A 23,134-nucleotide genomic window follows, 5' to 3' on the forward strand; every position below is an offset into this window, starting at 1 on the left:
GTCACGCGGCGCCGTCCACGGCACGCAGACGGCGCCGTCGCGGGGCGTCGTCGCACTGCGCAGCGCCCCGGGCGGTCCGAACCCCATCCGGTAGCCTGAACCGGTGAGAATCCTCGTCCTCGGCTCGGGCGCGCGCGAGCACGCCATCATCCTCGCGCTCCTCGACGAGGAGGCCGGGCACGAGATCATCGCGGCCCCGGGCAACGCCGGCATCGCGGCATCCGCCACCTCGTCGGCCCGCGGCAGCGTGACCACGATCGCCCTCGACCCGACCGACCCGGTCATCGTGGCCGACTACGCGATCGACAACGACGTCGAGCTCGTCGTGATCGGGCCCGAGGCCCCGCTCGTGGCCGGAGTGGCCGACGCGCTGCGCACCCGGGGCATCGCCGCCTTCGGACCCGGCAGGGCGGCTGCGGCACTCGAGGGCTCGAAGACGTTCGCGAAGCGCATCATGGAGGCGGCCGGGGTTCCGACCGGCCGCGCGACGCTCGCCGAGACGCTCGCCGAGGTCGAGGCGACGCTCGACGAGTTCGGCGATCCCTACGTCGTGAAGGCCGATGGGCTCGCCGCAGGCAAGGGCGTGCTCGTGACCACCGACCGCGACGCCGCGCTCGCCCACGCCGAGCACTACCTGCAACAGGGCCCGGTGCTCGTCGAGGAGTTCCTCGACGGGCAGGAGGTCTCGCTCTTCCTGCTCTCCGACGGCACGAACGTGCTGCCGCTCTCGCCCGCCCAGGACTACAAGCGCCTCCGCGACGGCGACCAGGGACCCAACACGGGCGGCATGGGCGCCTACTCGCCCCTGCCCTGGCTCGACGGCGACTTCGGCAGCGAGCGGGCGTTCGTCGACGAGGTCATCGAGACGATCGCGCTGCCCACCGTGCGGAAGCTCGCGGCCGAGCAGACCCCGTTCATCGGCCTGCTGTACGCGGGCCTCATCCTCACGCCGCGAGGCATCCGCGTCATCGAGTTCAACGCCCGATTCGGCGACCCCGAGACGCAGGCGGTGCTCCCGCGGCTCATCACGCCGCTGTCGGGGCTGCTGTTCGCCGCCGCCACGGGCCGGCTCGGCGAGCAGCCCCGTCCCGAGTTCCGGTCGGATGCCGCCGTCACGGTGGTGCTCGCGAGCGAGGGGTATCCCGAGGCCCCCGAGACCGGTCGGCGGATCGAGGGGCTCGACGCCGCGGCATCCGTGCCCGGCGTGCACCTGGCGCACGCCGCCACCGCGATCGGACCGACCGACGAGGCGGGCGCGACCCCGCTCATCGCCACGGGCGGACGCGTGCTCAACGTCGTCGCGCTCGGATCCGACTTCGCCGAGGCGCGCCGCCGCGCCTACGAGGCGTTGGGGCACCTGCGCCTCGACGGCGGGCAGTACCGCACCGACATCGCCGCGCGCGTCGCGGAGTGAGGAAGCAGGACATCATGAGCGACGCCGTCGAACTGCCCGGCTGGACCCACGTCTACTCGGGGAAGGTGCGCGACCTGTACGTGCCGACGGCCGCGCTCGACGACGACGACACCTGGACAGGCGACCCCCTGCGTCTCTCGCGGGTCGTGCTCGTCGTCGCCACCGACCGCGTGAGCGCCTACGACCGCGTCCTCGAGCCCGCCATCCCCGGCAAGGGCGCCATGCTCACCGCGATCACGCGCTGGTGGTTCGACCAGCTGCCCGAGGTGCCGAACCATCTCGCCTACGCGGAGGACGACCGACTCGTCGTGCCCGCGGTCCCCGATTCCGTCGCCGACCGGGCGGCGCTCTGCCGCACCCTCGACATGTTCCCGATCGAGTGCGTGGTGCGCGGCTTCCTCACGGGCGGCGGCTGGAAGGAGTACGAGGCCACCGGGGCGATCGGCGGCATCCCCCTGCCCGAGGGCCTGCAGAACGGCGACCGGCTCCCCGCGCCGATCTACACGCCCGCGTGGAAGGCGCCGATGGGCGAGCACGACGAGAACGTGTCGTACGAGCGCACCGTCGAGCTGGTGGGCGAGACCGTGGCCGAGCAGCTGCGCGAACTGTCGCTCGAGATCTTCGAGCACGCCTCGGTCATCGCCGAGACCCGTGGGCTGATCCTGGCCGACACGAAGTTCGAGTTCGGCGCCGACCGCGACACCGGCATCGTCACGCTCGCCGACGAGGTGCTCACGAGCGACTCCAGCCGGTACTGGGATGCCGAGGCCTACCTGACCGGCGCGACGCCCGCGCAGCGCATGGCGAGCTTCGACAAGCAGATCGTGCGCGACTGGCTCGCCGCCAACTGGGATCAGGGGGCGTTCGAGGCGCCGCCCACGCTACCGCACGAGATCGTCGAGCGCACGGCGGAGCGCTACCGTGCGCTGTTCGATCGGCTCACCGCCGGCGCCTGAGCCGTCGCCGCCCGCCCGTCGACCGCCAGACCCGCGCGACCACCGCCCGTCCTCCGCACGATCCCCGCACGCCCTCGCCCGACCCGCGATGCCGGCTGTCGATCGCGGCGGCTTCCGTTCGTCGTCCCTGTGACGGCGCCGCACGGGCGCCATGGGAGGTCGGATGCCACGCATCGAGCAGTACACCGAGACCGCGGTCGATTCCGCCGAGGTCGCCTGGCTCGTCAGCAAGCGGGCGGCGGCCATCCGCGCGCGCGACGCGGAGTACCTCGCGTCGCGCTACGCGCCGGGGGCCCTGACCTTCGGCGCGGCCCCGCCGCTCAGCGCCTTCGCCGGCGAGGCGCAACGCGTCGAATGGCTCCGCGCGTGGTTCGAGCGTTTCCGCGGGCGCATCGAGCATCGGGTGCTCGACCTCACGGTGAGCGTCGGCGACGACCTCGCGTTCTGCCACAGCCGAGACGTGCTCTCGGTCCGGCCCGTGCACGGGCGGCGTCGCGAGGTGCGGTTCGAGACGACGCTCGGCCTGCGACGCGTCGGCGGGGTGTGGCTCGTGGAGTCGGAGCGCGTGGGCGTGACGGAATAGCCCCGGTGGCGCATGGGTTACTATTAGTTGTGACTACAACCAATAAGTCGCCGCATAGCGGCCTGCTCGCCGCCGACACCGGCATGGGCGCCGTGACACTGCGCGTCGGCGACCTCGACGGCATGATCCGCTACTACCGAGACGGCGTGACCCTCGAGCTGCTCCGCCACGACGGCCCGGTCGCCGTGCTCGGACGAGGCACCACGCCGGTCGTGATCCTCGAGCACACGCCCGACCTGCGGCACGCGTCGCCCCGTGATGCCGGCCTCTACCACACGGCGATCCTCTTCGACTCGCGCGAGGCGCTGGCGGCCGCCATCTACTCCGTCGCGTCGAGGTACCCGGGCACCTTCACGGGCAGCGCCGACCACCTGGTGAGCGAGGCCTTCTACTTCACCGATCCCGAGGGCAACGGCGTCGAGCTCTACTTCGACCGCGACCGCTCCACCTGGAGCTGGACCCACGGGCAGATCGAGATGGCCACGATCTTCCTCGACCCCAACGCCTACCTGCGCGACCACCTCACCGAGGGCGCAGCGGATGCCGCGGCGGCCGGCGTGGGCGTCGGCGACGCCGTGGTCGGCCACGTGCACCTGTCGGTCGGCGACATCGCGAGCGCGCGGGAGTTCTACGTCGACCGGCTCGGCTTCGAGACGACGGCGAGCCTCGGCGGCTCCGCCCTGTTCGTCTCGGCGGGCGGCTACCACCACCACATGGCCATGAACACGTGGAACAGCGCGGGCGCCGGGCGGCGCCGCCTCGCCCTGGGCCTGGGCAAGGTCGAGATCGTCGTGCCCGGTTCCGACGACCTCGGCGAGCTCGGCGAGCGGATGTCGCACCACGGCGTCGCAACCCGCGACGACGGGCGAACGCTCGCGTTCGACGACCCGTGGTCGAACGTCGTCGAGGTGCGTGCCGCCGAGGCATCCGGCGACTGACGCCCCCGGGATGACGCGAATCGTCCCGCGGACGACGGCGAAGGGACGATTCGCGTCACCTCGAGTGCGCGCGCAAGGCGGTCAGTCGCGCGCCGGTGTGGGCCCCTTGGCGTGCGACATGTCGTGGAACTCGTCGAAGCCCTGTCCGGTTCCGGGCAGCGGTGTGAGGTCGGGTCGCGCACGCAGTCCGTCGAGCACGATCGTGAGCTGCCGTCGCCAGTAGGGCAGGTACGCGCCGCCGTACTGGCCGACGGAACCGAGCATGTCGACGAGCACGCTCAGGTCGACGCCGGTCACGTCCTCACGCAGCGCGCCCTCGGCCTTGGCACGCGCCACGAGCCCGTCGATGGCCTCGGCGAACTCCGCACCCGGACGGTGGGACGGATCGAGCTCGGCGACGCGTCGCATGACGGCCGGCAGGTACGGCGATTCGGCCACCCAGGAGGCGAGGCGCTCGAGGTAGAGCTCGACGGAACGCCACCCGGAGTCGGCGCCGAGGATCTCGACGGCGAACCCCCGCAGGTCGGCCACCGCGGTGTCGTAGAGCTCGCGCACCAGGGCATCGCGAGTGGGGAAGTGGCGATAGACCGTGCCCGCACCGACCCCCGCTCGCACGGCCAGCTCGTCGAGGGGCGCGTCGATGCCGCGCTCGCCGAACAGCACCCGCGCCTCGGCCAGGAGCCGCTCGTGGTTGCGCCGCGCATCGCGACGCGGCGACGCGTTCGGACTCACGAGTTCACTGTACGCCGGATGTCCGGTATCATTCGGAGGGTCGCCTCCGTTTGCAAGACGGAAGCGGACGGCCCTCTTGGGGGAGAGGGATGCGGTGCGGCGGGCGAGAGCCGGTCTGACCGGCGGGGGACGCCCGCCGCGCCCGATCCGTCCGCGGTTGCGCGCGGCTAGGCTGACCTCGTGGCCGAACCCGTGGAAACCGAGCAGCCCGTCGCGGACAACACCCGCCGGATCGAGGCATCCGTCGTCACCGACTTCAGCGACCGGATGAGCTACGGCGGATACCTCGACCTGCCCACGCTCCTCTCGGCGCAGCGCCCGATCTCGCGGCCCGAGCATCACGACGAACTGCTGTTCATCATCCAGCACCAGACCACCGAGCTGTGGCTGAAGCTCGTACTGCACGAGCTCGAGACGGCACGCGACCTGCTGCGCGCCGACGAGCTCGCCCCGGCGCTCAAGTGCATCGCACGCGTGAAGCACATCCAGAAGACGCTCACCGAGCAGTGGTCCGTGCTCGCGACGCTGACGCCCACCGAGTACGCCCAGTTCCGCGGCGTGCTCGGCAACGCGAGCGGGTTCCAGTCCTACCAGTACCGTGCCGTCGAGTTCGTGCTCGGCAACAAGAACGCGAAGATGATGCAGGTCTTCGAATCGGATGCCGCGGCCACCGCCATCCTGCGCCACGCGCTCGAGTCGCCCAGCATCTACGACGAGTTCCTCCGCCTCCTCGCCCGCACCGGCTACCCGATCCCCGCGTCGGTGCTCGAGCGCGACGTGACCCGGGCGTGGACGTTCCAGCCCGAGCTCGTGCCGGTGTTCGCCTCGATCTACGCCGACCCCGACGAGCACTGGGCGGCCTACGAGACCTGCGAGGAGCTCGTCGACCTCGAGGACAACTTCCAGCTCTGGCGGTTCCGGCACCTGAAGACGGTGGAGCGCATCATCGGCTCGAAGACCGGCACCGGTGGCTCGAGCGGCGCGACGTTCCTCAAGCGCGCACTCGAGCTCACCTTCTTCCCCGAGCTGTACGCCGTGCGCACCGAGATCCCGGGGTGACGGATGTCGCACGCCGCCGGACCCCGACCGTCCGAGTTCCCCGAGGACCCCTGGGACGCACCATCGACCCCCGACCCTGATCGGCTCGACCTCGGGCCGCTCGCCGTCGCCGTGCGCCGCTCGCTGAACGGCGACCACGCCGGCGAGGTCGGCACGATGCTGCCCCCGCTCGTCGACCACCACGTGCACCTCATGATCGTCGGCGCCGACGCCCTCGCCGACAGCGCGATCGCGGGCCTGGTCGACCTCGGCGCGCCGCTCGACCTCGTCGCCGCCCGGCTGCACCGCGACGGCCTGCCGCGAGCCGACTTCGCAGGCACCTTCCTCACGGCGCGCGGCGGCTATCCGGTCGGGCGTCCGTGGGCACCTGCCGGGTGCGCGCGCGAGCTCGATCCCGAGCGCGGCGACGGTCGGTCGGCACTGCCGAGCGCCGTCGAGACGGCCGTCAGCGAGCAGCAGGCGTTCGGGGCATCCGTCGTGAAGGTCGCCCTCAACGCCGACGTCGGGCCCGTGTTCGATCGCGGCACCCTCGACGCCATCGTCGCTGCAGCGCACGGCCGCGGCATGCCGGTGGTCGCCCACGTCGAAGGCGACGGGATGACCCGGCTCGCGGTCGAGGCCGGTGTGGACGTGCTCGCCCACACGCCCTTCACCGAGCCGGTGGACGACCTGCTCATCGACCGAGCCGTGGCGATCGGGCAGCGCTGGATCTCCACCCTCTTCGTGACCGGCTACGGCACGGCCACGCCCGACTCCGACCGCGCGCTCGACAACCTGCGCCGCTTCAGGGACGCGGGCGGTTCGGTGCTGTACGGCACCGACCTCGGCAACGGGGACCAGCCGCTCGGCGTGAATCCCGCCGAGCTCGCCCTGCTCGCCGCGGCGGGCCTCGGCGCGCCGGAGCTGATCGCCGCGATCACCGATCCCTGGCCGCGACCCGACCGTGCCGAGGGCATCGCGACCTTCGTGGCCGGGCCGCCGCCGGCCACCCTCGACGAACTGCCCGAATGGCTCGCGACCGCGTGCGTCGTGCCCACGGAAGACCTGGAGGCCCTGTGACCCTCGACCCGCACCTCGCCTACGCCCGCCGGATGGACCGGGCCGACGGCCTGGCCCACTACCGCAAGCGCTTCGTCGGCGCCGCGACCGATCTCGTCTACTTCGACGGGAACTCGCTCGGCCGGCCGCCGGTGACGGCGGTCGAGCGCGTCGAGCAGTTCCTGCGCGAGGAGTGGGGCGGCCGGCTCATCCGAGGCTGGGACGAGTCGTGGATGCAACTGCCCTTCGAGATCGGCGATCGCATCGGCCGGGCGGTCATCTCGGCGAAGGCCGGCCAGACGGTCATCGGCGACTCCACGACGGTGCTGCTCTACAAGCTCGCACGGGCGGCGGTCGACGCGCAGCTCGCCCGCGACACGTCGAGGCGGGAGATCGTGGTCGACAGCGACAACTTCCCCACCGACCGATACGTGCTCGAGGGCATCGCCCGGGAGCGCGGCATGCGACTGCGCTGGATCGAGGTCGACACCTCGTCGGGCGTGACGCCCGAGCAGCTCGCCGAGGCCGTCGGCCCCGAGACCGCCCTCGTCGTGGTGAGCCACGTCGCCTACCGCTCGGCCTACCTCGCCGAGGCGCACGAGCTCACCCGCATCGCGCACGACGCCGGCGCGCTCATCCTCTGGGACCTCTGCCATTCCGCGGGCTCCGTGCCCGTCATGGCCGACCTCTGGGGCTTCGACCTCGCCGTGGGCTGCACCTACAAGTACCTCAACGGCGGACCCGGCTCCCCGGCGTTCGCCTACGTGCGCGACGACCTCCAGGGCGTGCTGAGCCAGCCGATCCAGGGCTGGATGGGCACGGCCGACGTGTTCGCGATGGGACCCGAGTACGCCCCGGCCGACGGGATCCGCCGGTTCCTCAGCGGCACGCCCCCGATCGTCGGCATGATCGCCATGGAGGAGTCCCTCGCGATGATCGAGGAGGCCGGCATGGCCGCCATCCGCGCGAAGTCGGTGGCGCTCACGTCGTTCGCCATCAACGTCGCCGACGCCTGGCTCTCGCCCCTCGGCGTCACCCTCGCCTCGCCGGTCGATCCCGAGGAGCGCGGCGGCCACGTGACCCTCCAGCATCCCGCGATGCGCGAGGTCACGGCGCGACTCTGGCAGCAAGACGTGATCCCCGACTACCGGGACCCCGGCGGACTTCGGCTCGGGCTCTCCCCGCTCTCGACGAGCTTCGAGGAGGTCCATCGCGGGCTCGCCGCCACGCGGGACACTCTCCGGACCGTGCTCACCGAGCGGGCCGGGCTGGCCTAGGCGACTCGCGCCCCCGACTCCGAAGCGGCGTCGGCGCGCACGGCCGACCGGCGGTCGCCGATGACGATGGCGAGGATGACCGCCAGCGCCAAGCCGAACTCGAACACCGCCGAGAGCCACAGCTCGGGTGCGGTGATGACCAGCGAGATCCCGAGCACCAGGTGCATCGCGCTGATCGTGAGGATGATCGCCCGGCCGGCCGCGACCTGCGCCCGGTGCACGAGCACCAGGGCGACGATGATCGCCGCGCCCATCAGCATGTTGTACACGCCCACGTTGCGCGTCCACAGGGCGACGGCGTCGTACTCGTCGGGCTCGATGAGGAAGATCGGGTAGAGCTCGGGACTGCGGAAGAAGAACGTCTCCAGCGCGCCGACGGCGATGAGCGTCAGCGCCTCGAGGGCGGCGAGGACCTGTGCGACCTTGTTCATGGCGCACATTCTGGCCCGCGGTCGTCACCGCCGCATCCCCCGCACCCCGCGTATGCCCGCGTGCGTGCGGCCGAGGGCCGAGCGGATGCCGCGACGCCGCCTACTCGACGCGCCTGCGCGATCCGGGAGCGCCACCGGCGGGCTCGTTCGCGCCCTCCGCGGATGCGCCGCCGGAGGAGTCGCCCGCGGCATCCGCGACCGGCTCGCCGACGGCCTCGCCGACCGCCTCGCCCGAGCGGACGGCCGCACCCCAGTCGACCGTGACCTTCGGCTTCGCGTAGAACGGCACGACGATCGCCCCCACTGCGAAGCCGAGCGCCGGCAGCCACATCGACTGCGACATCGCGGCCGTGAAGCCGTCGAGCACCTGCGGGGGAAGCCCGCCCGTTCCGCCCGCCTGCTCGGCCGCCCGGGTGTCGAACCCGGGCAGCTCCGCGGCCAGCCGCGCGTTCAGCAGGGCCGCGATGGCCGCGCTGCCCAGCACCGCGCCGACCTGGCGGGTCGTGTTGTAGACGCCCGAACCCGCGCCCGCCTGCGCGGGCGGCAGGTTCCGCGTCGCCGACGAGGCGAGCGGCGCCCAGATGCCCGACAGCCCGAGGCCGAGCAGGCCCGACGGGATGAGCAGCACCCAGAGCTCCTGGTCGGGGGTGATGAGGCTCGCCGTCCACCAGAGGGACAGCGCCGTCACCACGAAGCCGCTGAACGCGATCCACTTCGGGTCGACGCGGTCGATGAGCCGACCGACGAACGGTGCGGCGACGCCGGTCACGAGGGCCATCGGCACCAGCATCAGCGCCGCCTGCGTCGGCGTGAGCCCCCTCGCGACCTGGTAGTAGAAGGCGAGCGGCAACGGCATCGCCACGATGCCGAAGCCGACGAGCGAGATGGCCACGTTCGAGAGCGAGAAGTTCCGATCGCGGAAGAGCCCGAGCGGCAGCAGGGGCTCGGCCGGGTTGAAGCGCTGCCACACGACGAACGCGACGAGCACCACGACGCCGCTGACGATGAGTCCCCAGACGGTGATCGGGCCGACGATCGTGCCCCAGTCGTAGGTCTCCCCCTCCTGGATGCCGAAGACGAGCAGGAACATGCCGATCGCGCTCAGCGCGACGCCCAGCCAGTCGAAGCGGTGCGAATGGGTCTCGAGGTTCGGCACGAGCCGCCACGCGAGCACGAACGCGATGACGCCCACGGGCACGTTCACGAAGAAGATCCACTCCCAGCCGAGCGAGTCGACGAGCACGCCGCCGAGGATCGGCCCGACGAGGGTCGCGACGCCCGCCACCGCACCCCAGAGGCCCATGGCGGCACCGCGCTGGTTCGGCGGGAAGATGCGGGTGATGACGGCCATCGTCTGCGGCGTCATGAGTGCGGCGCCGAGCCCCTGCACCGCGCGCGCGGCGATGAGCATCGTGATGTCGCCCGAGAAGCCGCACCACAGCGAGGCGAGCGTGAACACGACGAGCCCGATCATGTAGACCCGCTTCGGCCCGAAGCGGTCGCCGAGCCGCCCGGTGATCAGCAGCGGCACGGCGTACGCCAGCAGGTACGCGCTCGTGGCCCAGAGCACCGAGGTGATGTCGGCGTCGAGGTCGCGCAGGATCGCGGGGTTCGCGATCGACACGATCGTCGAGTCCACGAGGATCATGAAGAAGCCGATGACGAGTGCCCAGAGGGCGGGCCAGGGCCTGCGTTGCGTTTCCATGGGGTCCTTCGGTGTGGTCGGCATGCGTCGTGAGGTCGGCGAGCGGATGCCGCGACGGGCGCTCGGGTGTCAGGTTCGGATCGGGTCCGCGGATGCCGCCGCGAGCTGCTCGGGCGCCGCCCACGTGAGCTCGCCGTCGCGGAGCTCGGCGATCGTGCGCTCGAGCCAGTCGAGCTCGGCGGCGACCATGGCACGGGTGTAGTGGACGTTGAGCACGCGGTACCGGGCGACGCCCTTCGCCGCGATGTGCCGCAGTCCGGTGTCGAGCAGGTCGGCGAAGTCCCGGATGCGGGCCGCCCGCTCGTCGAGGAGGTCGGCGACGCGCTCGGGCGGCAGGTTGTGCGCCTCGCCGATCGCCACCGGGAACTCGGGGAACTCGTTGACGAACTCGCCGAGCATCTGCTCGAGCGTCGAGCGGAGCGCATCACGCCCGGAAGCGGTGATCGTGTAGACCGTGCGCTCGGGTCGGTTGCCCTCGCGCTCGACGCCGCTCTCGGCGATGTCCCCGTCGGCGGCGAGTCGCTCGACCGCGCGGTAGAGCGATCCGGCACTGACCTTCACGACCCGGTCCTCGCGGCGCTGGAGCATCAGCTGGTACATCTCGTACGGGTGCATCGGCCGTTCTGCGAGGAGCGCCAGCGCCGAAACGGCGAGCGGGTTCAGACGCGACATCCGTGGCCCTTCCCGCTCGGCGATCTTCGACTATTCCGTGCGGAATACTACGTGCGGAATAGTCAGTCCGCAACCTCGGACGACGACCGGATTCGGGGTGCGGCTGGGGCCGCCGGGCCGGGTCATCGCGTACCACCCGATTCGCGGCGTTGGCAACCCCGGCGACGTTTCGGCCGGCTTCAGGGAGGCGGACGTACGATGACCGGATCGCACGACGAAAGGTGGAACCATGACTGACACGGACCGCGACATCGCCGAGGCGACCAGGGCGGCACGCGACGCCGCAGCCCGCACGGCCGACGCCACCGGCGACGCGGCGGAGGACATCGCCGACGCCGTGAGCCGAGGGGCACGCGACGCCGGGGACACCGCAGCCGACGCCAAGGAGCAGGTGGCGAGCGCCGTCAACGACGCGATCGACAGCGCGCGAGCGACCGCGGCGGACGCCGCCGAGACGATCGCCGCGAAGGCCAAGGATGCGGCGGACACGGTCTCCGCGCAGGCCAAGGACGCCGCCGACACCGTCTCCGCACAGGCCAAGGAGGCGTATGCGAACGCGAAGACCGCTGCCGACGAGGGCATGACGTACGTGCAGGCGCGTTACCGCGAGAACCCGGTGCTCGTGATCGGGGTCGCGATCGGCGCGCTCATCGCCGTGGGCGTCATCGTGAGGGCGATCTTCCGACGCTGAGCCTCGATCTCACGCGGCGGCATCCGCGGTGAGCGCTGGTCGGATGCCGCTGCGTGATCGTGCGCGCGCCCGAAGCCGGCTCTCGAGCGCCGCCTCACGTCGCGCCGCCGAGATCGGGCACCGGCCGCCGCCCGATAGAATCGGAGGATCCACACCATCGACACCGGACGGAGAACCGCGGTGCCCACCATCGTCGTCGACGTGATGCCCAAGGCCGAACTGCTCGACCCCCAGGGGAAGGCCGTCGCCGGCGCCCTCGCCCGCACGGGCCACACCGGGTTCACCGGCGTGCGCATCGGCAAGCGCTTCGAACTCATCGTCGACGGTCCCGTCGATGACGCGCTCAAGGCGAGCGTGCAGCAGATCGCCGAGGAGATCCTCTCCAACTCGGTCATCGAGGACGTCGTGGGCATCCACTACGAGCAGTCCAACGCCGAGCTCGCCGAGGAGGCCGCGCGCGCGGCATCCGAACACGCCGACGAGGGCTACGTGGCGCCCGCCGGCGAGACGCACTGAGGCGGGCTGACATGCGCATCGGCGTCATCACCTTCCCCGGCTCGCTCGACGACCGCGACGCGCAGCGCGCCGTGCGGCTCGCGGGCGCAGAGCCCGTCGCGCTCTGGCACGGCTCGCACGACCTCGAGGGGGTCGACGCGCTCATCCTCCCGGGCGGCTTCAGCTACGGCGACTACCTGCGCTGCGGCGCGATCGCCTCGCTCAGCCCGATCATGACCGAGGTCGTGGATGCCGCGAACCGGGGCATGCCCGTGCTCGGCATCTGCAACGGCTTCCAGATGCTCACCGAGGCGCACCTCCTCGAAGGCGGGCTCATCCGGAACGACCACGGCTCGTTCATCTGCCGCGACCAGGTGCTGCGCGTCGAGAACACCTCGACCGACTGGACGAGCGGGTTCGACGCCGGCCAGGAGATCACCATCCCGCTGAAGAACGGCGAGGGCGGATTCATCGCCGACGACGGGACGCTCGACCGCCTCGAGGGCGAGGGTCGCGTGGTGTTCCGCTACGTCGGCGTGAACCCCAACGGCTCGCTCCGCGACATCGCGGGCATCTCGAACGCGCGCGGCAACGTGGTGGGCCTCATGCCGCACCCCGAGCACGCGGTCGAGCCCGGCTTCGGCCCCGACACCGCCGCGGCCATGCGTTCGGGCGTCGACGGCCTCGGGTTCTTCACGAGCGTCGTGCAGCGCGCGCTCGTCGAGGCGTAGTCGGCTCTGCGCACACCACGATCCTCGGGCGCGATTCCGCAGGGGATGCATCGGCTGCTGAGGGTCGGCGCCGAGCCGCGGACCCGATGCTGCCGTGAGGCGCGGGGACTCCACCCCGCCGCTTCCCGGATGATCGATCATGAGTGCCACCGCTCCCACGCAGCCATTCCCGCCACGGCCGTACGAGCCGGGCGCCGACGCCTCCGGCGGGGCAGACGCTGCTCCCGCCGCGCCTGCCAGGCGGGACCCCGGATTCCGCGACGGCGTGCCTCCGGGCGACGGGCGCTTCCCGGGCTCGACGGGCGACACCACCTCGTCGCAGGGCTGAGGCGCGCCGGCGGCGAGTGCCGGCCGCGGCATCCGGGACGAACGCAGGATGAGACGCACGTCGACCACTCACGGCAGGGGTCGCGGGTCGCTGGTCATGCAGAACGAGGGACCGGCACCGCGGATGCCGCGGCACGGCGCGACGCGGCAGGATGGGACGATGGACGACGCGCCTGCCCCCGGACCCGTGACCCCCGAACCGCTGACGCCCGAGCTCGAGGCCACGATCGCCGAGATCTTCGGGCGGCGCGACCGCGAGGACATGCAGCCGACGATCGAGGCGTTCCTCGCGCTGCTCGACGAGCATCCCGGCCGGCCCGAGGTGCTCTACGAGGTCGGCGGGTCGTACGACACCGCTGGCGAGGAGGCGACGGCGGCCGGCTACTACGAGGCCGCGCTCGCCGCGGGCCTCTCGGGTGACACGCTCCGCAAGTGCCTCCTGCAGTACGGCAGCACGCTGCGCCTCCTCGGTCGCTACGACGACTCGGTGGCGGTGCTCGATCGCGCCCTCGCGGGATGGCCGGGGTCGCCGTCGGTGCGGGCCTTCCATGCCCTCGGACTGCACGCCGCCGGCCGCAGCCATGGGGCGGTCGGCGAGCTGCTCGCGCTCGTCGCCGATGCCGTCCGCACGCCCGACATCCTGCGGTACGAGGCGGCGCTCCACGGCAATGCGGGCTACCTCATCGGGCTCGACGCGGCACGCCCCGGCGCGGCCGCCGCCGGCTGAATCCGCGGCATCCGCCGGAATCCGCGGCATCCGCTTCAATCGTTCGTTCGATGCGATGCCGCCGCGGCGGCTGGCACCATGGAAGCATCCCGACCCTTGGAGCATCCCCCGTGTCACCGAAACGCCTCTTCCGCACGCTCGCCGTCGCCGAGGCGGTGACCTGGACGATCCTCATCATTGCGATGATCCTGAAGTACGCGGGCGGCGTCGATGCCGCGGTGCTCGTCGGCGGGTCGATCCACGGCTTCGTGTTCCTGGCGTACGCGTTCCAGGCGGTGCTCGTCGGCGTGAACCAGCGCTGGGGCGTCGGGATCATCGCGTTCGCCGTGCTCACCGCGATCGTGCCGTACGCGACGATCCCGTTCGAGGTGTGGCTCGTGCGGCGCGGCCGGCTCGACGGCGGCTGGCGGCGCGAGACGACCGCGCACCCGGCCGACGGCAGCTTGGTGAACCGGATGCTGCGCTGGTTCCTCGCGCGTCCGGTGCTGCTCACCGCCGTCGCGGTCGTCGGGGTGGCCGCGGTGTTCACGGCACTCCTCGTGATCGGGCCGCCCGGGGGCCGCGAGGCCTGAGCGGCCGACCTCGAGCCGAGCGGCGAGCCGCGGCATCCGGCACCATGGAGGAATGCCCATCCTCAACAAGGACATGTCCGTGTGCATCTCGCTCGCCGGACGACCGTCGAACCTCGGCACCCGCTTCCACAACTTCCTCTACGACGAGCTGGGCCTGAACTTCATCTACAAGGCGTTCACGACCGACGACATCGACGGCGCCGTGCGCGGCGTCCGCGCGCTCGGGATCCGCGGCTGCTCGGTGTCGATGCCGTTCAAGGAGGCGGTGATCCCCCTCGTCGACGTCGTGGAGGTGTCGGCCGCGGCCATCGAATCGGTCAACACGATCGTGAACGACGACGGCGTGCTCACCGCGTCGAACACCGACTACGAGGCGATCGCGATGCTCATCGACGAGCATGCCCTCGACCCGGAGCAGCGGGTGCTCGTGCGCGGCTCGGGCGGCATGGCGAAGGCCGTCGTGGCGGCGTTCCGCGGCGCGGGGTTCGCCGACCTCACCGTGGTCGCGCGCAACGCCGATGCCGGCGAGGCCCTGGCGGAGAAGTACCGGTACCACTGGGTCGCACGCGACCCCGACCCCGACTTCGACCTCATCGTCAACGTCACGCCACTCGGCATGCTCGGGGCGGATGCCGCTGCGCTCGCGTTCGCCCCCGAGTTCATCGAGCGCGCGACCACCGTGTTCGACGTGGTCGCGTTCCCCGCCGAGACCCCGCTCATCGTCGCGGCGCGCGGGGCCGGGAAGCGGGTGGTCTCGGGCGCCGAGGTGATCGCGCTGCAGGCGGCGCGCCAGTTCGAGCGCTACACGGGGGTGCCCCTCACCCGCGAGCAGGTGGAAGGGGCGTCGGCGTTCTCGCGAGCGGAGTAGCGCAGCGGCGGCTCAGTGGACGAGCGCGCCCAGCCAGATCACGAGCGCCCCGAGGCTCGCGGTCACGATCGCGCTCACGAGGCGCAGGTACCACGGGCTGCCGCGCCGCGCCGACGCGCCCCAGCCGAGCACGGCGAGCACGACGACGCCGATCCAGAGCGCCAGGTAGTAGGCGACGTACTCGTCGAGCACCCCGACGACTGCGAGCAGCAGCGCGATCGTCGGCAGCACCATCGCGGTCAGCAGGCCCGCCGTGTGCCGCGCCGAGGCGAGTGCGGCGGTCAGGATCGCGCGACGCCGCGGACCGTCGGTCTCCTCGCGGGCGATCGTGCCGGCGTAGATGTGCGCCAGCCAGAACACGGCGACCGACCCGAGCGTGAAGAGCAGGACGTCGAGGTCGGTCTCGTCCTCCCAGCCCACGGCGATGATCGCGCTCACGAGCACGACCCCGTAGATCGCGTACTCGGTGCGGTACGCCGCGAGCACGATCTGCGCCTGCTTCGACACGTCCATGCGGCTCCCCCGGTCGGCGCGTGGGTTAGTGGGTGAGGGGACTCTACCCGGGTCGGGGCCCGCTTGTCAGGCGCCGAGCCCCGCGGGCACCCGCGCGCCGACGCGACCCGGGCGCCGATCGGGCCCGGGACCGCGCGACACCGCACCGTGGGCCGCCGGTAGACTTGCACGGTCAGGCATCCGCCCCGCGGCATCCGCTCGCCGCCGTTCTCTGGAGCTCGCCACTCGTGACCACTGAAGCCCCCGCCACGACCGCTGCCCCGACGGCGACCCCGCCGGTGCTCGACACCGTCGACGTCGCCGCGGCCACCCCCGAGAAGGAGCAGCCGTACGCCGCCCTGGGCCTGAAGCCCGACGAGTACGAGCGCATCCGCAACATCCTCGGCCGGCGCCCCACGAGCGCCGAGCTGGCGATGTACTCGGTGATGTGGAGCGAGCACTGCTCCTACAAGTCGTCGAAGATCTACCTGCGCCAGTTCGGCAAGAAGGTCACGCCCGAGATGAAGCAGCACCTCATGGTGGGCATGGGCGAGAACGCCGGCGTGCTCGACATCGGCGAGGGCTGGGCGGTCACGTTCAAGATCGAATCGCACAACCACCCGAGCTACATCGAGCCGTTCCAGGGCGCCGCGACGGGAGTCGGCGGCATCGTGCGCGACATCATCTCGATGGGCGCGCGCCCGGTCGCCGTCATGGACGCGCTGCGCTTCGGCGCGATCGACCACCCCGACACCGCGCGCGTCGTGCACGGCGTCGTGTCGGGCATCAGCTTCTACGGCAACTGCCTCGGCCTGCCGAACATCGGCGGCGAGACCTGGTTCGACTCCACCTACCAGGCGAACCCGCTCGTGAACGCGCTCGCGGTGGGCGTGCTGCGGCACGAGGACCTGCACCTCGCCAACGCGAAGGGCGCGGGCAACAAGGTCGTGCTCTTCGGCGCGCGCACCGGCGGCGACGGCATCGGCGGCGCGTCGATCCTCGCGTCGGACACGTTCGCGGAGGGCGGCCCCACGAAGCGCCCCGCGGTGCAGGTCGGCGACCCGTTCGCCGAGAAGGTGCTCATCGAGTGCTGCCTCGAGCTGTTCGCGGGCGACCTCGTCGAGGGCATCCAGGACCTGGGCGCGGCCGGCATCTCGTGCGCGACGTCCGAGCTCGCGAGCAACGGCGACGGCGGCATGGCGATCGTCCTCGACGACGTGCTGCTGCGCGACCCCTCGCTCACGCCCGAGGAGATCCTCATGAGCGAGAGCCAGGAGCGCATGATGGCCATCGTGCGCCCCGAGAAGCTCGACGGCTTCCTCGAGGTCGTGCAGAAGTGGGACGTCGAGACCAGCGTGCTCGGCGAGGTCACCGACACGGGCCGCCTCAGCATCATGTGGCACGGCCAGGAGATCGTGAACGTCGACCCGCGCACCGTGGCGGTCGACGGCCCCGTGTACGAGCGCCCGCTCGCCTACCCGTCGTACCTCGACGCGCTGCAGGCCGACGGGGCATCCGACCTCGAGCGCCCCACCAGCCCCGACGACCTGCGTGCGCAGTTCGTGCAGCTCGTCGGCTCGGCGAACCAGGCGGATGCCGCGTGGGTCACGAACCAGTACGACAAGTACGTGCTCGGCAACACCGCCCTCAGCTACCCCGACGACGCCGGCATGGTGCGCGTCGACGAGGAGTCGGGACTCGGCGTCTCGGTCGCGACCGACGCCAACGGCCGCTACTCGCAGCTCGACCCACGTCAGGGTGCGAAGCTCGCGCTCGCCGAGGCGTACCGCAACGTCGCGGTCTCGGGGGCGAGGCCCATGGGCGTGAGCGACTGCCTGAACTTCGGCTCCCCCGAGAACCCCGAGGTCATGTGGCAGTTCTCCGAGACGGTCGAGGGCCTGAGCGACGGATGCCTCGAGCTCGGCATCCCCGTCACGGGCGGCAACGTGTCGTTCTACAACCAGACCGGCGACGTGCCGATCCACCCGACGCCCGTGATCGCCGTGCTCGGCGTGATCGACGACGTCGCCCGCCGCGTGCCGTCGGGCTGGCAGGACGACGGACACAACATCTACCTCCTCGGCGACACGGCGGCCGAACTCGACGGCTCCGCGTGGGCGGGCGTCGTGCACGACCACCTCGGCGGTCGCCCCCCGGCGGTCGACCTCGGCCGCGAGAAGGCGCTCGCCGAGCTGCTGGCCGCGGCCGCGCTCGAGGGCCTCATCGACTCGGCGCACGACCTCTCCGACGGCGGCCTCGCGATCGCCCTCGCCGAGGCGGTCGGCCGCTTCGGCGTCGGCGCGCGCATCGTGCTCGACGAGGTGATCCAGGACGCCGGCATCGACGCCGCCACGGCGCTGTTCTCGGAGTCGACCGGGCGCGTCATCGTGTCGGTGCCGCGGGAGGACGACGTGAAGTTCCGGGGCCTGTGCGAGGGCCGGGGCTACCCGGTTCGTCGCATCGGCGTGACGGACGCCGCATCCGGCTCGCTCGAGGTGCAGGGCCTGTTCACCGTGCCGGTCGAGGAGCTCCGCACGGTGAACCGCGCGCCGCTCGCCGACGCGTTCGGACCGATCGTCGGGTACTGATGTCCGAGTCGGCGCGCCAGGGGTACTCCCCCGCGTACGCCGCTGCCCACGGGCGGTTCAGCGTGATCCCGGCCGCCTACGTCTTCCTGCTCGACCACGGCCGCGTGCTGCTGCAGCTGCGTGCCGGCACGGGGTACTACGACGGCTGGTGGGGCGCCTCGGCGGCCGGACACGTCGAGGCCGGCGAGTCCGTGCTCGACGGCCTGGTCCGTGAGGCCGCCGAGGAGATCGGCGTCGTCATCGCACCCGGATCACTCGCTCCGCTGACCACGATGCATCGCACGGGCTCCTCGGCCGCCGTCGACCAGCGCGTCGACTTCTTCTTCGCCTGCCGCGAGTGGACGGGCGAACCGACGCTGCTCGAGCCGAAGGCGGAGGAGCTTCGGTGGTTCGACCTCGACGACCTGCCCGACGACGTCGTGCACCACGAGCGGTTCGTGCTCGACGGGATGGTCGCCGGCAACCTCCGCGCGATCACGGCGTTCGGGTTCTGACCATGGAACTCGTGCTCCCGATCCTCCTCGGACTCTTCGCCGCGGCGCTCGTCGTCGGCATGACCGTGCGAGCGGTGCGGGCTCCCCGTGGTCAGCGGTTCCGGGCGGCCTTCGGCCCGATCATGGGCGCCGGCGAGACGTACCAGGAGCTGCACACCGGGCAGAAGGGCCTGCACGACTCGGTGATCGAGGCGATCCAGGAGTCGGAGGTGCGCCCGACGCGCACCGACGGCGACGACCGCTGAGCAGCGCGGCTGGGTCGCTCCGAGCTACGCGCCCTGCGGCGGATGAGCGAGCAGGTCGACCCGGTCGCGGAGGTACGCGTCGAGCGGGGTGAGCGCGTCGGGCTGGGCGTGGCTCCAGCGCACGAGCACCTCGCTGCCGCGCACGACGAGCGGGCCGGATGCCCCGTCGCGACCGAGTCCGTCGAGGTCGATCGGCGTCGCGTCGAAGGCCACGGTCTCGCCCTCGGCGATGCCGCCCTTCACCGCGGCCGCGCGGAGCGCTCGCTGCTCGGCCACGGATTCCGCGGTGATGCTCTTGCGGGCCGGGCGCTCCGCCCGCACCACGCGTCCCGTGTCCCACACGCCGCTCTCCTCATCGAGCAGCAGCACGCCGAGCCGCCAGACGCGCCCGATCGGGTTCATCCTGGCGGGGCGGGGGATCCCGAGCACGCGACGCTCGGGCGCGAGCTCCGCGAGCGTCTCCCGCCGGGCGTCGGCATCGCGCAGGGCGGCGACGGCCTCGGCCACGAGTGTGCGGGCCCGCGCGATCGCCGTCCCCGCGGCGTCCGGCCCCGCGGCATCCGGCCCCGCGGCATCCGGCCCCGACGCGTCAGGACCCGGCTCGGCGGCATCCGTCATCGCGACCTGCCCACCAGTTCGAGCAGCGCCAGGCCGTAGGCCTCGGCGACGTCGGGGTGATCGAACCGCATGCGCTCGCCGCCGAGCTCCACCTCCACCTCGAACGAGTCCTCGAGACGCGTGAGCGATCGGAACGTCGCGCGCAGCAGCTCGCGCAGCTGGTCCTCGCGCGGCAGCCACACCGCGTCGGCGAACGCGACGGAGTCGAGTGCCCACTCGGTCGTGCCGTTGAAGGCGAGGATCGTTCCCGAGGGGTAGCGGCGCGCCTCGATCGTCATCTCGCTCACGGTGAAGACGTCGGCCTCGGCCTCCGCCTCGACGTCGCCCGGCAGGTCGAGCTGGAAGCGGTCGCCCGATTCGGGATGCCACACGAGGCCGGCCTCCCGGAGGGCGAGCGCGAGCTCCCTGCTGATCATCTCCCCATGCTGCCCCGAACCGGGCGCCGCGTCACGCCCCCACGTGGCGCGGCGCCCGGCGCCTCACACGGGCCGGCGCCCCGGCGCGACGCCCACCCGCACGAACCGGCCCGTCGCCGCCTCGGCGAGCGCGTCGTCGAGCTCGGCGAGCGGATGCGTCGCACCCACGAGCTCGTCGAACGGCACCCGTCGCCAGGAGCGCTCGAGGAACGCCACCGCGCGGACGAGCTGCGCGCCCGTGTAGTCGTGCACGGCGGCGATCGTCACGAGGCGCCGCACGAGCGACTCGGGGTCGAGGCACACCTCGGATCCCGGGGCGACGCTGCCGACCAGCACGCCCACGCCGCCGACCCCGAGCGACCCGATGGCGGTGCGCACGGCGGACGGCGCGCCGGAGGTCTCCACCGCCGCGAGCACCTCGGGCAGTCCGCGCCGCTCGCACGCGGCGAGCACCGTGTCGAGCCGCTCGGGCGACGTCGACCGCGCCGCCGGGTCGACCGCCACGGCACCGAGGCCGCGGGCGAACGCGCGCCGCGAGGCATCCGGATCGGACACGATCACCTCGGCGCCCGCTTCGACCGCCATCGCCGCCACGGTGAGTCCGACGAGGCCGGCCCCGGTCACGAGGACCAGGGCGCCATCGAGGTCGACCCGGGCGGATGCCGCGTCGAGCGCCGCGAGCGAGGTCGCCGTGGCGCACGAGGCGGGCGCGAGCACCCGGCTCGGCACGTCCTCGCCCACGCGCACGATCGCGGTGCCGACCCGCAGCTGCACGTGGGTGGCGAATCCGCCCGACAGCTCCCACCCGCGGTGCACGCGCTCGTGGCCGTACTTCGCGAGCGTGCGGCACTGCTGCGGCACGCCACGGGTGCAGCGATCGCATTCGCCGCAGCTGACGGTGACCGACCACACGACCCGGTCGCCGAGCTCGAGCGGCACGCCGTCGGTGCGGCGGGCTCCCTCGCCGACCGCGACCACCCGGCCGACCTGCTCGTGGCCGAGCACGAGCGGCGTGTGCGCCACGCGTTCCCCGCGAACCGTGCGCACGTCGGAGGGGCAGATGGTGGCGAGCTCGACCTCGACGAGGGCCTCGCCGGGCGAGAGCCGCACGCCGGGCGCGGCGAGCGCGTCATGCGGCCGCCCCGGCTCGTTCCACACCATGGCGACGGGCGAGGGCTTCACGATGACGTCGAGGTCACCGACCCGCTGGACGGTGTGCACGGAGGCCGCCCCTACCGTCGGCGACGGCCGACGCGCGAACGGATGCCGCGCCCGTTCCGGCCGGTGGGACGAGCGTGGCCCGCGCGAGGGCTCGGGACGAGGCCGAGCAGGTCCACCAGCAGGTCGATGTCGTGTTCGTCGGCATCGTCGTACCCGTCGATGAGGTCGACGACCGTGGTGCGCCTGGACATTGCTGGGCCTCCTCTGGCGACCTCGGTCGGGCAGGGCCGCTCCGCCACGCGGGCTCGAGAACCCGCGATACCTTCCGTCGACGTTAGGCAGCGGGCGCCAACGACACCCGAAGCAGGGGTTGCGCGCAGGTGAACCGCTCGCGACGGGCTCCAGCCGCGACATGCGGTCGGGCGCCGGCGTCAGCGCTTGCCGCGGCGCCCCGGACCCATGGCCGCGCCGAGGCCGATGACGATGACGGCCACGAAGAGGAACCCGTATCGCGCGGTGACGAGCGCGACCAGTGCGACCACGATCCCCACCGCCACCACGACGCGCGCGAGCACGAGTCGCACCCGCGGCGAGAACCAGCCGCTCGTGCGGCCCGGCTCGGTCATCCGCCCACCGCGAACGAGCGGCCGGTCGCCTGCTCGGCGAAGGCCCACACACGCCGTCCGATCGCCGGATCGGCCGACACGCGGGTCGGCCGCTGCCGGGTCGGCTCGCCCCGCGAGAGGTATTTCGGGCCCCAGAAGTCCCCTCCGTCGACGCCGGCCGCGGTGAGCGCGTGCAACGGGATCTCCGCGCCGCGGTGCTTGCCCTGGGCCCACGCCGCCTGCAGCGCGTCCGTGAACCGCTTGCCGCGCCGGGGCTCGTTCACGCCGGGCACCGTGGGGGTTCGGCCGCCGATCGAATAGCCCGGGTGCGCGACGACGCTCGCCACGGACGCCCCCGCCGCGCGCAGCCGGCGGTCGAGCTCGAACCCGACCACCTGCGACGCGATCTTCGACTGGGCGTAGGCGCGCCAGGAGTCGTAGCCGCGCTCGAGCTGCAGGTCGTCGATGCGGAACGTCGAGAGTCGCGTCGACAACGACCCGAGCGACACGATGCGCGCGCCGGCGGCGAGGTGCGGCAGCATCCGCTCGAACAGTGCGAAGTGCCCGAGGGCGTTGGTCGCGAGCACGAGCTCGTTGCCGTCGACCGACTCGAGTCTCGTGGAGGGGGTGTGCACCATGCCCGCATTGGCGACGATCCCGTCGAGCGGGGCGCCGGCGCGCAGCCGATCGGCTCCGGCGTCGACCGCGTCGAGCGACGACTGGTCCATCACGAGGGCCTCCACGGATGCCGCGGGGCGCGCGCCGCGGATCGCCCCCATCGCGGCATCCAGCCGCTCGGGGCTCCGCCCGCTCAGCACGACGTGCGCGCCCGCTCCGGCGAGGCGCGCCGCGGTGAAGAACCCGAGTCCCGCGCTGGCGCCGGTCACCAGGTAACGCCGGCCCGACTGCGACGGCAGGGCGAGCGGGTACCAGCTCACAGGCCGTCGCCGGCGCCGCCGTTGCCGGCCAGCTCCTCGTGGTGCTGGATCACCTCGGCGACGACGAAGTTGAACCACTTCTCGGCGAACGCCGGATCGAGGTGGGCGTCGACGGCGAGCGCGCGGAGCCGTGCGATCTGCCGCCGCTCGCGGTCGGGATCGCTCGGCGGCAGCCCGTGCTCGGCCTTCAGCCGACCCACCTGCTGCGTGAATTTGAAGCGCTCGGCGAGCAGGTGGATGAGGGCCGCATCGATGTTGTCGATGCTCGATCGGATGCCGAGGAGCTCGCTCATCGCGGCATCCCGTTCGTCGATGGACCCGTCAGTCATGCTTCGAGGGTACCCGCGCCGCGAGCCCGCGA

At 72.4% G+C, this 23,134-nt stretch carries 28 protein-coding genes; 16 read left to right on the forward strand and 12 right to left on the reverse strand.

Annotated elements, in window-relative coordinates:
• Nucleotides 1-103 precede the first annotated feature (103 nt).
• From purD to EV187_RS15590, 4 genes are all read left to right on the forward strand, one after another.
• Nucleotides 104-1,414: a phosphoribosylamine--glycine ligase gene (purD, locus tag EV187_RS15575; protein ID WP_130353942.1), complete on the forward strand. Its 1,311-nt coding sequence runs from the start codon at nucleotides 104-106 to the stop codon at nucleotides 1,412-1,414.
• Nucleotides 1,415-1,428: 14 nt separating this feature from the next.
• Complete coding sequence (locus tag EV187_RS15580) at nucleotides 1,429-2,370, forward strand: phosphoribosylaminoimidazolesuccinocarboxamide synthase (RefSeq protein WP_130353943.1); 942 nt, start codon at nucleotides 1,429-1,431, stop codon at nucleotides 2,368-2,370.
• A gap of 163 nt (nucleotides 2,371-2,533) precedes the next feature.
• Complete coding sequence (locus EV187_RS15585; protein WP_165391227.1) at nucleotides 2,534-2,953, forward strand: YybH family protein; 420 nt, start codon at nucleotides 2,534-2,536, stop codon at nucleotides 2,951-2,953.
• A gap of 83 nt (nucleotides 2,954-3,036) precedes the next feature.
• Nucleotides 3,037-3,891 (forward strand): VOC family protein, encoded by an 855-nt coding sequence (locus EV187_RS15590; RefSeq protein WP_130354113.1) that lies wholly within the window; start codon nucleotides 3,037-3,039, stop codon nucleotides 3,889-3,891.
• Between the two features lie 81 nt (nucleotides 3,892-3,972).
• Here EV187_RS15590 and EV187_RS15595 read toward each other — a convergent pair whose 3' ends face one another.
• Entirely contained in the window at nucleotides 3,973-4,623 is a 651-nt protein-coding gene (locus EV187_RS15595; RefSeq protein ID WP_165391228.1) for a TetR/AcrR family transcriptional regulator, read from the reverse strand.
• A gap of 180 nt (nucleotides 4,624-4,803) precedes the next feature.
• Between EV187_RS15595 and kynA the strand changes: the two genes are divergently transcribed.
• From kynA to EV187_RS15610, 3 genes are read left to right on the forward strand one after another with little or no spacing between them, the layout of a single operon-like run.
• Nucleotides 4,804-5,682, forward strand: coding sequence for a tryptophan 2,3-dioxygenase (gene kynA, locus EV187_RS15600; RefSeq protein WP_278039957.1), 879 nt, complete (start codon nucleotides 4,804-4,806; stop codon nucleotides 5,680-5,682).
• 3 nt (nucleotides 5,683-5,685) lie between these two features.
• On the forward strand, nucleotides 5,686-6,741 hold the full coding sequence (locus EV187_RS15605; protein ID WP_242609630.1) for an amidohydrolase family protein: 1,056 nt from the start codon (nucleotides 5,686-5,688) through the stop codon (nucleotides 6,739-6,741).
• A 32-nt stretch (nucleotides 6,742-6,773) separates the two neighbouring features.
• A complete protein-coding gene (locus EV187_RS15610) occupies nucleotides 6,774-7,997 on the forward strand; it encodes a kynureninase (protein WP_242609657.1) in 1,224 nt (407 codons plus the stop codon).
• Here EV187_RS15610 and EV187_RS15615 read toward each other — a convergent pair.
• The 3 genes from EV187_RS15615 to EV187_RS15625 form a co-directional block, all read right to left on the reverse strand.
• Complete coding sequence (locus EV187_RS15615) at nucleotides 7,994-8,428, reverse strand: DUF1304 family protein (protein WP_165391229.1); 435 nt, start codon at nucleotides 8,426-8,428, stop codon at nucleotides 7,994-7,996. The two genes, EV187_RS15610 and EV187_RS15615, sit on opposite strands and share 4 nt — an antisense overlap.
• A 100-nt stretch (nucleotides 8,429-8,528) precedes the next feature.
• Nucleotides 8,529-10,133 carry a DHA2 family efflux MFS transporter permease subunit gene (locus EV187_RS15620; protein ID WP_130353949.1) on the reverse strand — a complete coding sequence of 535 codons (1,605 nt, stop codon included), beginning with the start codon at nucleotides 10,131-10,133 and terminating at the stop codon, nucleotides 8,529-8,531.
• A gap of 69 nt (nucleotides 10,134-10,202) precedes the next feature.
• Nucleotides 10,203-10,805 (reverse strand): PadR family transcriptional regulator, encoded by a 603-nt coding sequence (locus EV187_RS15625; RefSeq protein ID WP_130353950.1) that lies wholly within the window; start codon nucleotides 10,803-10,805, stop codon nucleotides 10,203-10,205.
• A 229-nt stretch (nucleotides 10,806-11,034) separates the two neighbouring features.
• Between EV187_RS15625 and EV187_RS15630 the strand changes: the two genes are divergently transcribed.
• The 6 genes from EV187_RS15630 to EV187_RS15655 all read left to right on the forward strand — a co-directional run bounded on the left by EV187_RS15630 (nucleotide 11,035) and on the right by EV187_RS15655 (nucleotide 15,216).
• Complete coding sequence (locus tag EV187_RS15630; protein WP_130353951.1) at nucleotides 11,035-11,496, forward strand: hypothetical protein; 462 nt, start codon at nucleotides 11,035-11,037, stop codon at nucleotides 11,494-11,496.
• Nucleotides 11,497-11,676: 180 nt separating this feature from the next.
• Nucleotides 11,677-12,012: a phosphoribosylformylglycinamidine synthase subunit PurS gene (gene purS, locus EV187_RS15635; protein WP_165391230.1), complete on the forward strand. Its 336-nt coding sequence runs from the start codon at nucleotides 11,677-11,679 to the stop codon at nucleotides 12,010-12,012.
• A gap of 11 nt (nucleotides 12,013-12,023) precedes the next feature.
• The gene (purQ, locus tag EV187_RS15640) at nucleotides 12,024-12,722 is read left to right on the forward strand and encodes a phosphoribosylformylglycinamidine synthase subunit PurQ (protein WP_130353952.1); all 699 of its coding nucleotides are present in this window, start codon (nucleotides 12,024-12,026) and stop codon (nucleotides 12,720-12,722) included.
• Between the two features lie 487 nt (nucleotides 12,723-13,209).
• Nucleotides 13,210-13,776: a tetratricopeptide repeat protein gene (locus EV187_RS15645; RefSeq protein ID WP_130353953.1), complete on the forward strand. Its 567-nt coding sequence runs from the start codon at nucleotides 13,210-13,212 to the stop codon at nucleotides 13,774-13,776.
• 110 nt (nucleotides 13,777-13,886) lie between these two features.
• A complete protein-coding gene (locus EV187_RS15650) occupies nucleotides 13,887-14,348 on the forward strand; it encodes a DUF3817 domain-containing protein (RefSeq protein WP_242609631.1) in 462 nt (153 codons plus the stop codon).
• Between the two features lie 52 nt (nucleotides 14,349-14,400).
• Nucleotides 14,401-15,216, forward strand: coding sequence for a shikimate 5-dehydrogenase (locus EV187_RS15655; RefSeq protein WP_130353955.1), 816 nt, complete (start codon nucleotides 14,401-14,403; stop codon nucleotides 15,214-15,216).
• Nucleotides 15,217-15,228: 12 nt separating this feature from the next.
• Here EV187_RS15655 and EV187_RS15660 read toward each other — a convergent pair whose 3' ends face one another.
• On the reverse strand, nucleotides 15,229-15,729 hold the full coding sequence (locus tag EV187_RS15660) for a hypothetical protein (protein ID WP_130353956.1): 501 nt from the start codon (nucleotides 15,727-15,729) through the stop codon (nucleotides 15,229-15,231).
• Nucleotides 15,730-15,956: 227 nt separating this feature from the next.
• Here EV187_RS15660 and purL point away from each other — a divergent pair, with 227 nt between their 5' ends.
• Genes purL through EV187_RS15675 form a run of 3 tightly spaced genes read left to right on the forward strand, consistent with a single transcriptional unit; the run spans nucleotide 15,957 to nucleotide 19,035 of the window.
• A complete protein-coding gene (gene purL / locus EV187_RS15665) occupies nucleotides 15,957-18,296 on the forward strand; it encodes a phosphoribosylformylglycinamidine synthase subunit PurL (RefSeq protein ID WP_130353957.1) in 2,340 nt (779 codons plus the stop codon).
• Nucleotides 18,296-18,790, forward strand: a complete 495-nt coding sequence (locus tag EV187_RS15670) for an NUDIX domain-containing protein (RefSeq protein ID WP_130353958.1) — start codon at nucleotides 18,296-18,298, stop codon at nucleotides 18,788-18,790. Before purL ends, EV187_RS15670 begins: the two co-directional genes overlap by 1 nt.
• A gap of 2 nt (nucleotides 18,791-18,792) precedes the next feature.
• Nucleotides 18,793-19,035: a hypothetical protein gene (locus EV187_RS15675; RefSeq protein ID WP_130353959.1), complete on the forward strand. Its 243-nt coding sequence runs from the start codon at nucleotides 18,793-18,795 to the stop codon at nucleotides 19,033-19,035.
• A gap of 24 nt (nucleotides 19,036-19,059) precedes the next feature.
• Here EV187_RS15675 and EV187_RS15680 read toward each other — a convergent pair whose 3' ends face one another.
• The 7 genes from EV187_RS15680 to EV187_RS15710 all read right to left on the reverse strand — a co-directional run bounded on the left by EV187_RS15680 (nucleotide 19,060) and on the right by EV187_RS15710 (nucleotide 23,102).
• Nucleotides 19,060-19,653, reverse strand: coding sequence for a hypothetical protein (locus EV187_RS15680; protein ID WP_242609632.1), 594 nt, complete (start codon nucleotides 19,651-19,653; stop codon nucleotides 19,060-19,062).
• Nucleotides 19,650-20,069 carry a pilus assembly protein CpaE gene (locus tag EV187_RS15685; protein ID WP_130353960.1) on the reverse strand — a complete coding sequence of 140 codons (420 nt, stop codon included), beginning with the start codon at nucleotides 20,067-20,069 and terminating at the stop codon, nucleotides 19,650-19,652. The genes EV187_RS15680 and EV187_RS15685 overlap by 4 nt, the downstream gene beginning before the upstream one ends.
• A 63-nt stretch (nucleotides 20,070-20,132) precedes the next feature.
• Nucleotides 20,133-21,290: an alcohol dehydrogenase catalytic domain-containing protein gene (locus EV187_RS15690; protein ID WP_242609633.1), complete on the reverse strand. Its 1,158-nt coding sequence runs from the start codon at nucleotides 21,288-21,290 to the stop codon at nucleotides 20,133-20,135.
• Nucleotides 21,291-21,301: 11 nt separating this feature from the next.
• Nucleotides 21,302-21,481 carry a hypothetical protein gene (locus EV187_RS15695; protein ID WP_130353961.1) on the reverse strand — a complete coding sequence of 60 codons (180 nt, stop codon included), beginning with the start codon at nucleotides 21,479-21,481 and terminating at the stop codon, nucleotides 21,302-21,304.
• A gap of 180 nt (nucleotides 21,482-21,661) precedes the next feature.
• A complete protein-coding gene (locus EV187_RS15700) occupies nucleotides 21,662-21,856 on the reverse strand; it encodes a hypothetical protein (protein WP_130353962.1) in 195 nt (64 codons plus the stop codon).
• Nucleotides 21,853-22,773 carry an SDR family NAD(P)-dependent oxidoreductase gene (locus EV187_RS15705; protein WP_130353963.1) on the reverse strand — a complete coding sequence of 307 codons (921 nt, stop codon included), beginning with the start codon at nucleotides 22,771-22,773 and terminating at the stop codon, nucleotides 21,853-21,855. Before EV187_RS15705 ends, EV187_RS15700 begins: the two co-directional genes overlap by 4 nt.
• Nucleotides 22,770-23,102 (reverse strand): chorismate mutase, encoded by a 333-nt coding sequence (locus EV187_RS15710; protein WP_130353964.1) that lies wholly within the window; start codon nucleotides 23,100-23,102, stop codon nucleotides 22,770-22,772. The genes EV187_RS15705 and EV187_RS15710 overlap by 4 nt, the downstream gene beginning before the upstream one ends.
• Nucleotides 23,103-23,134: the final 32 nt, after the last annotated feature.

This window comes from Agromyces ramosus (assembly GCF_004216665.1).
In the GTDB taxonomy this organism is placed as follows: Bacteria; Actinomycetota; Actinomycetes; order Actinomycetales; family Microbacteriaceae; genus Agromyces; species Agromyces ramosus.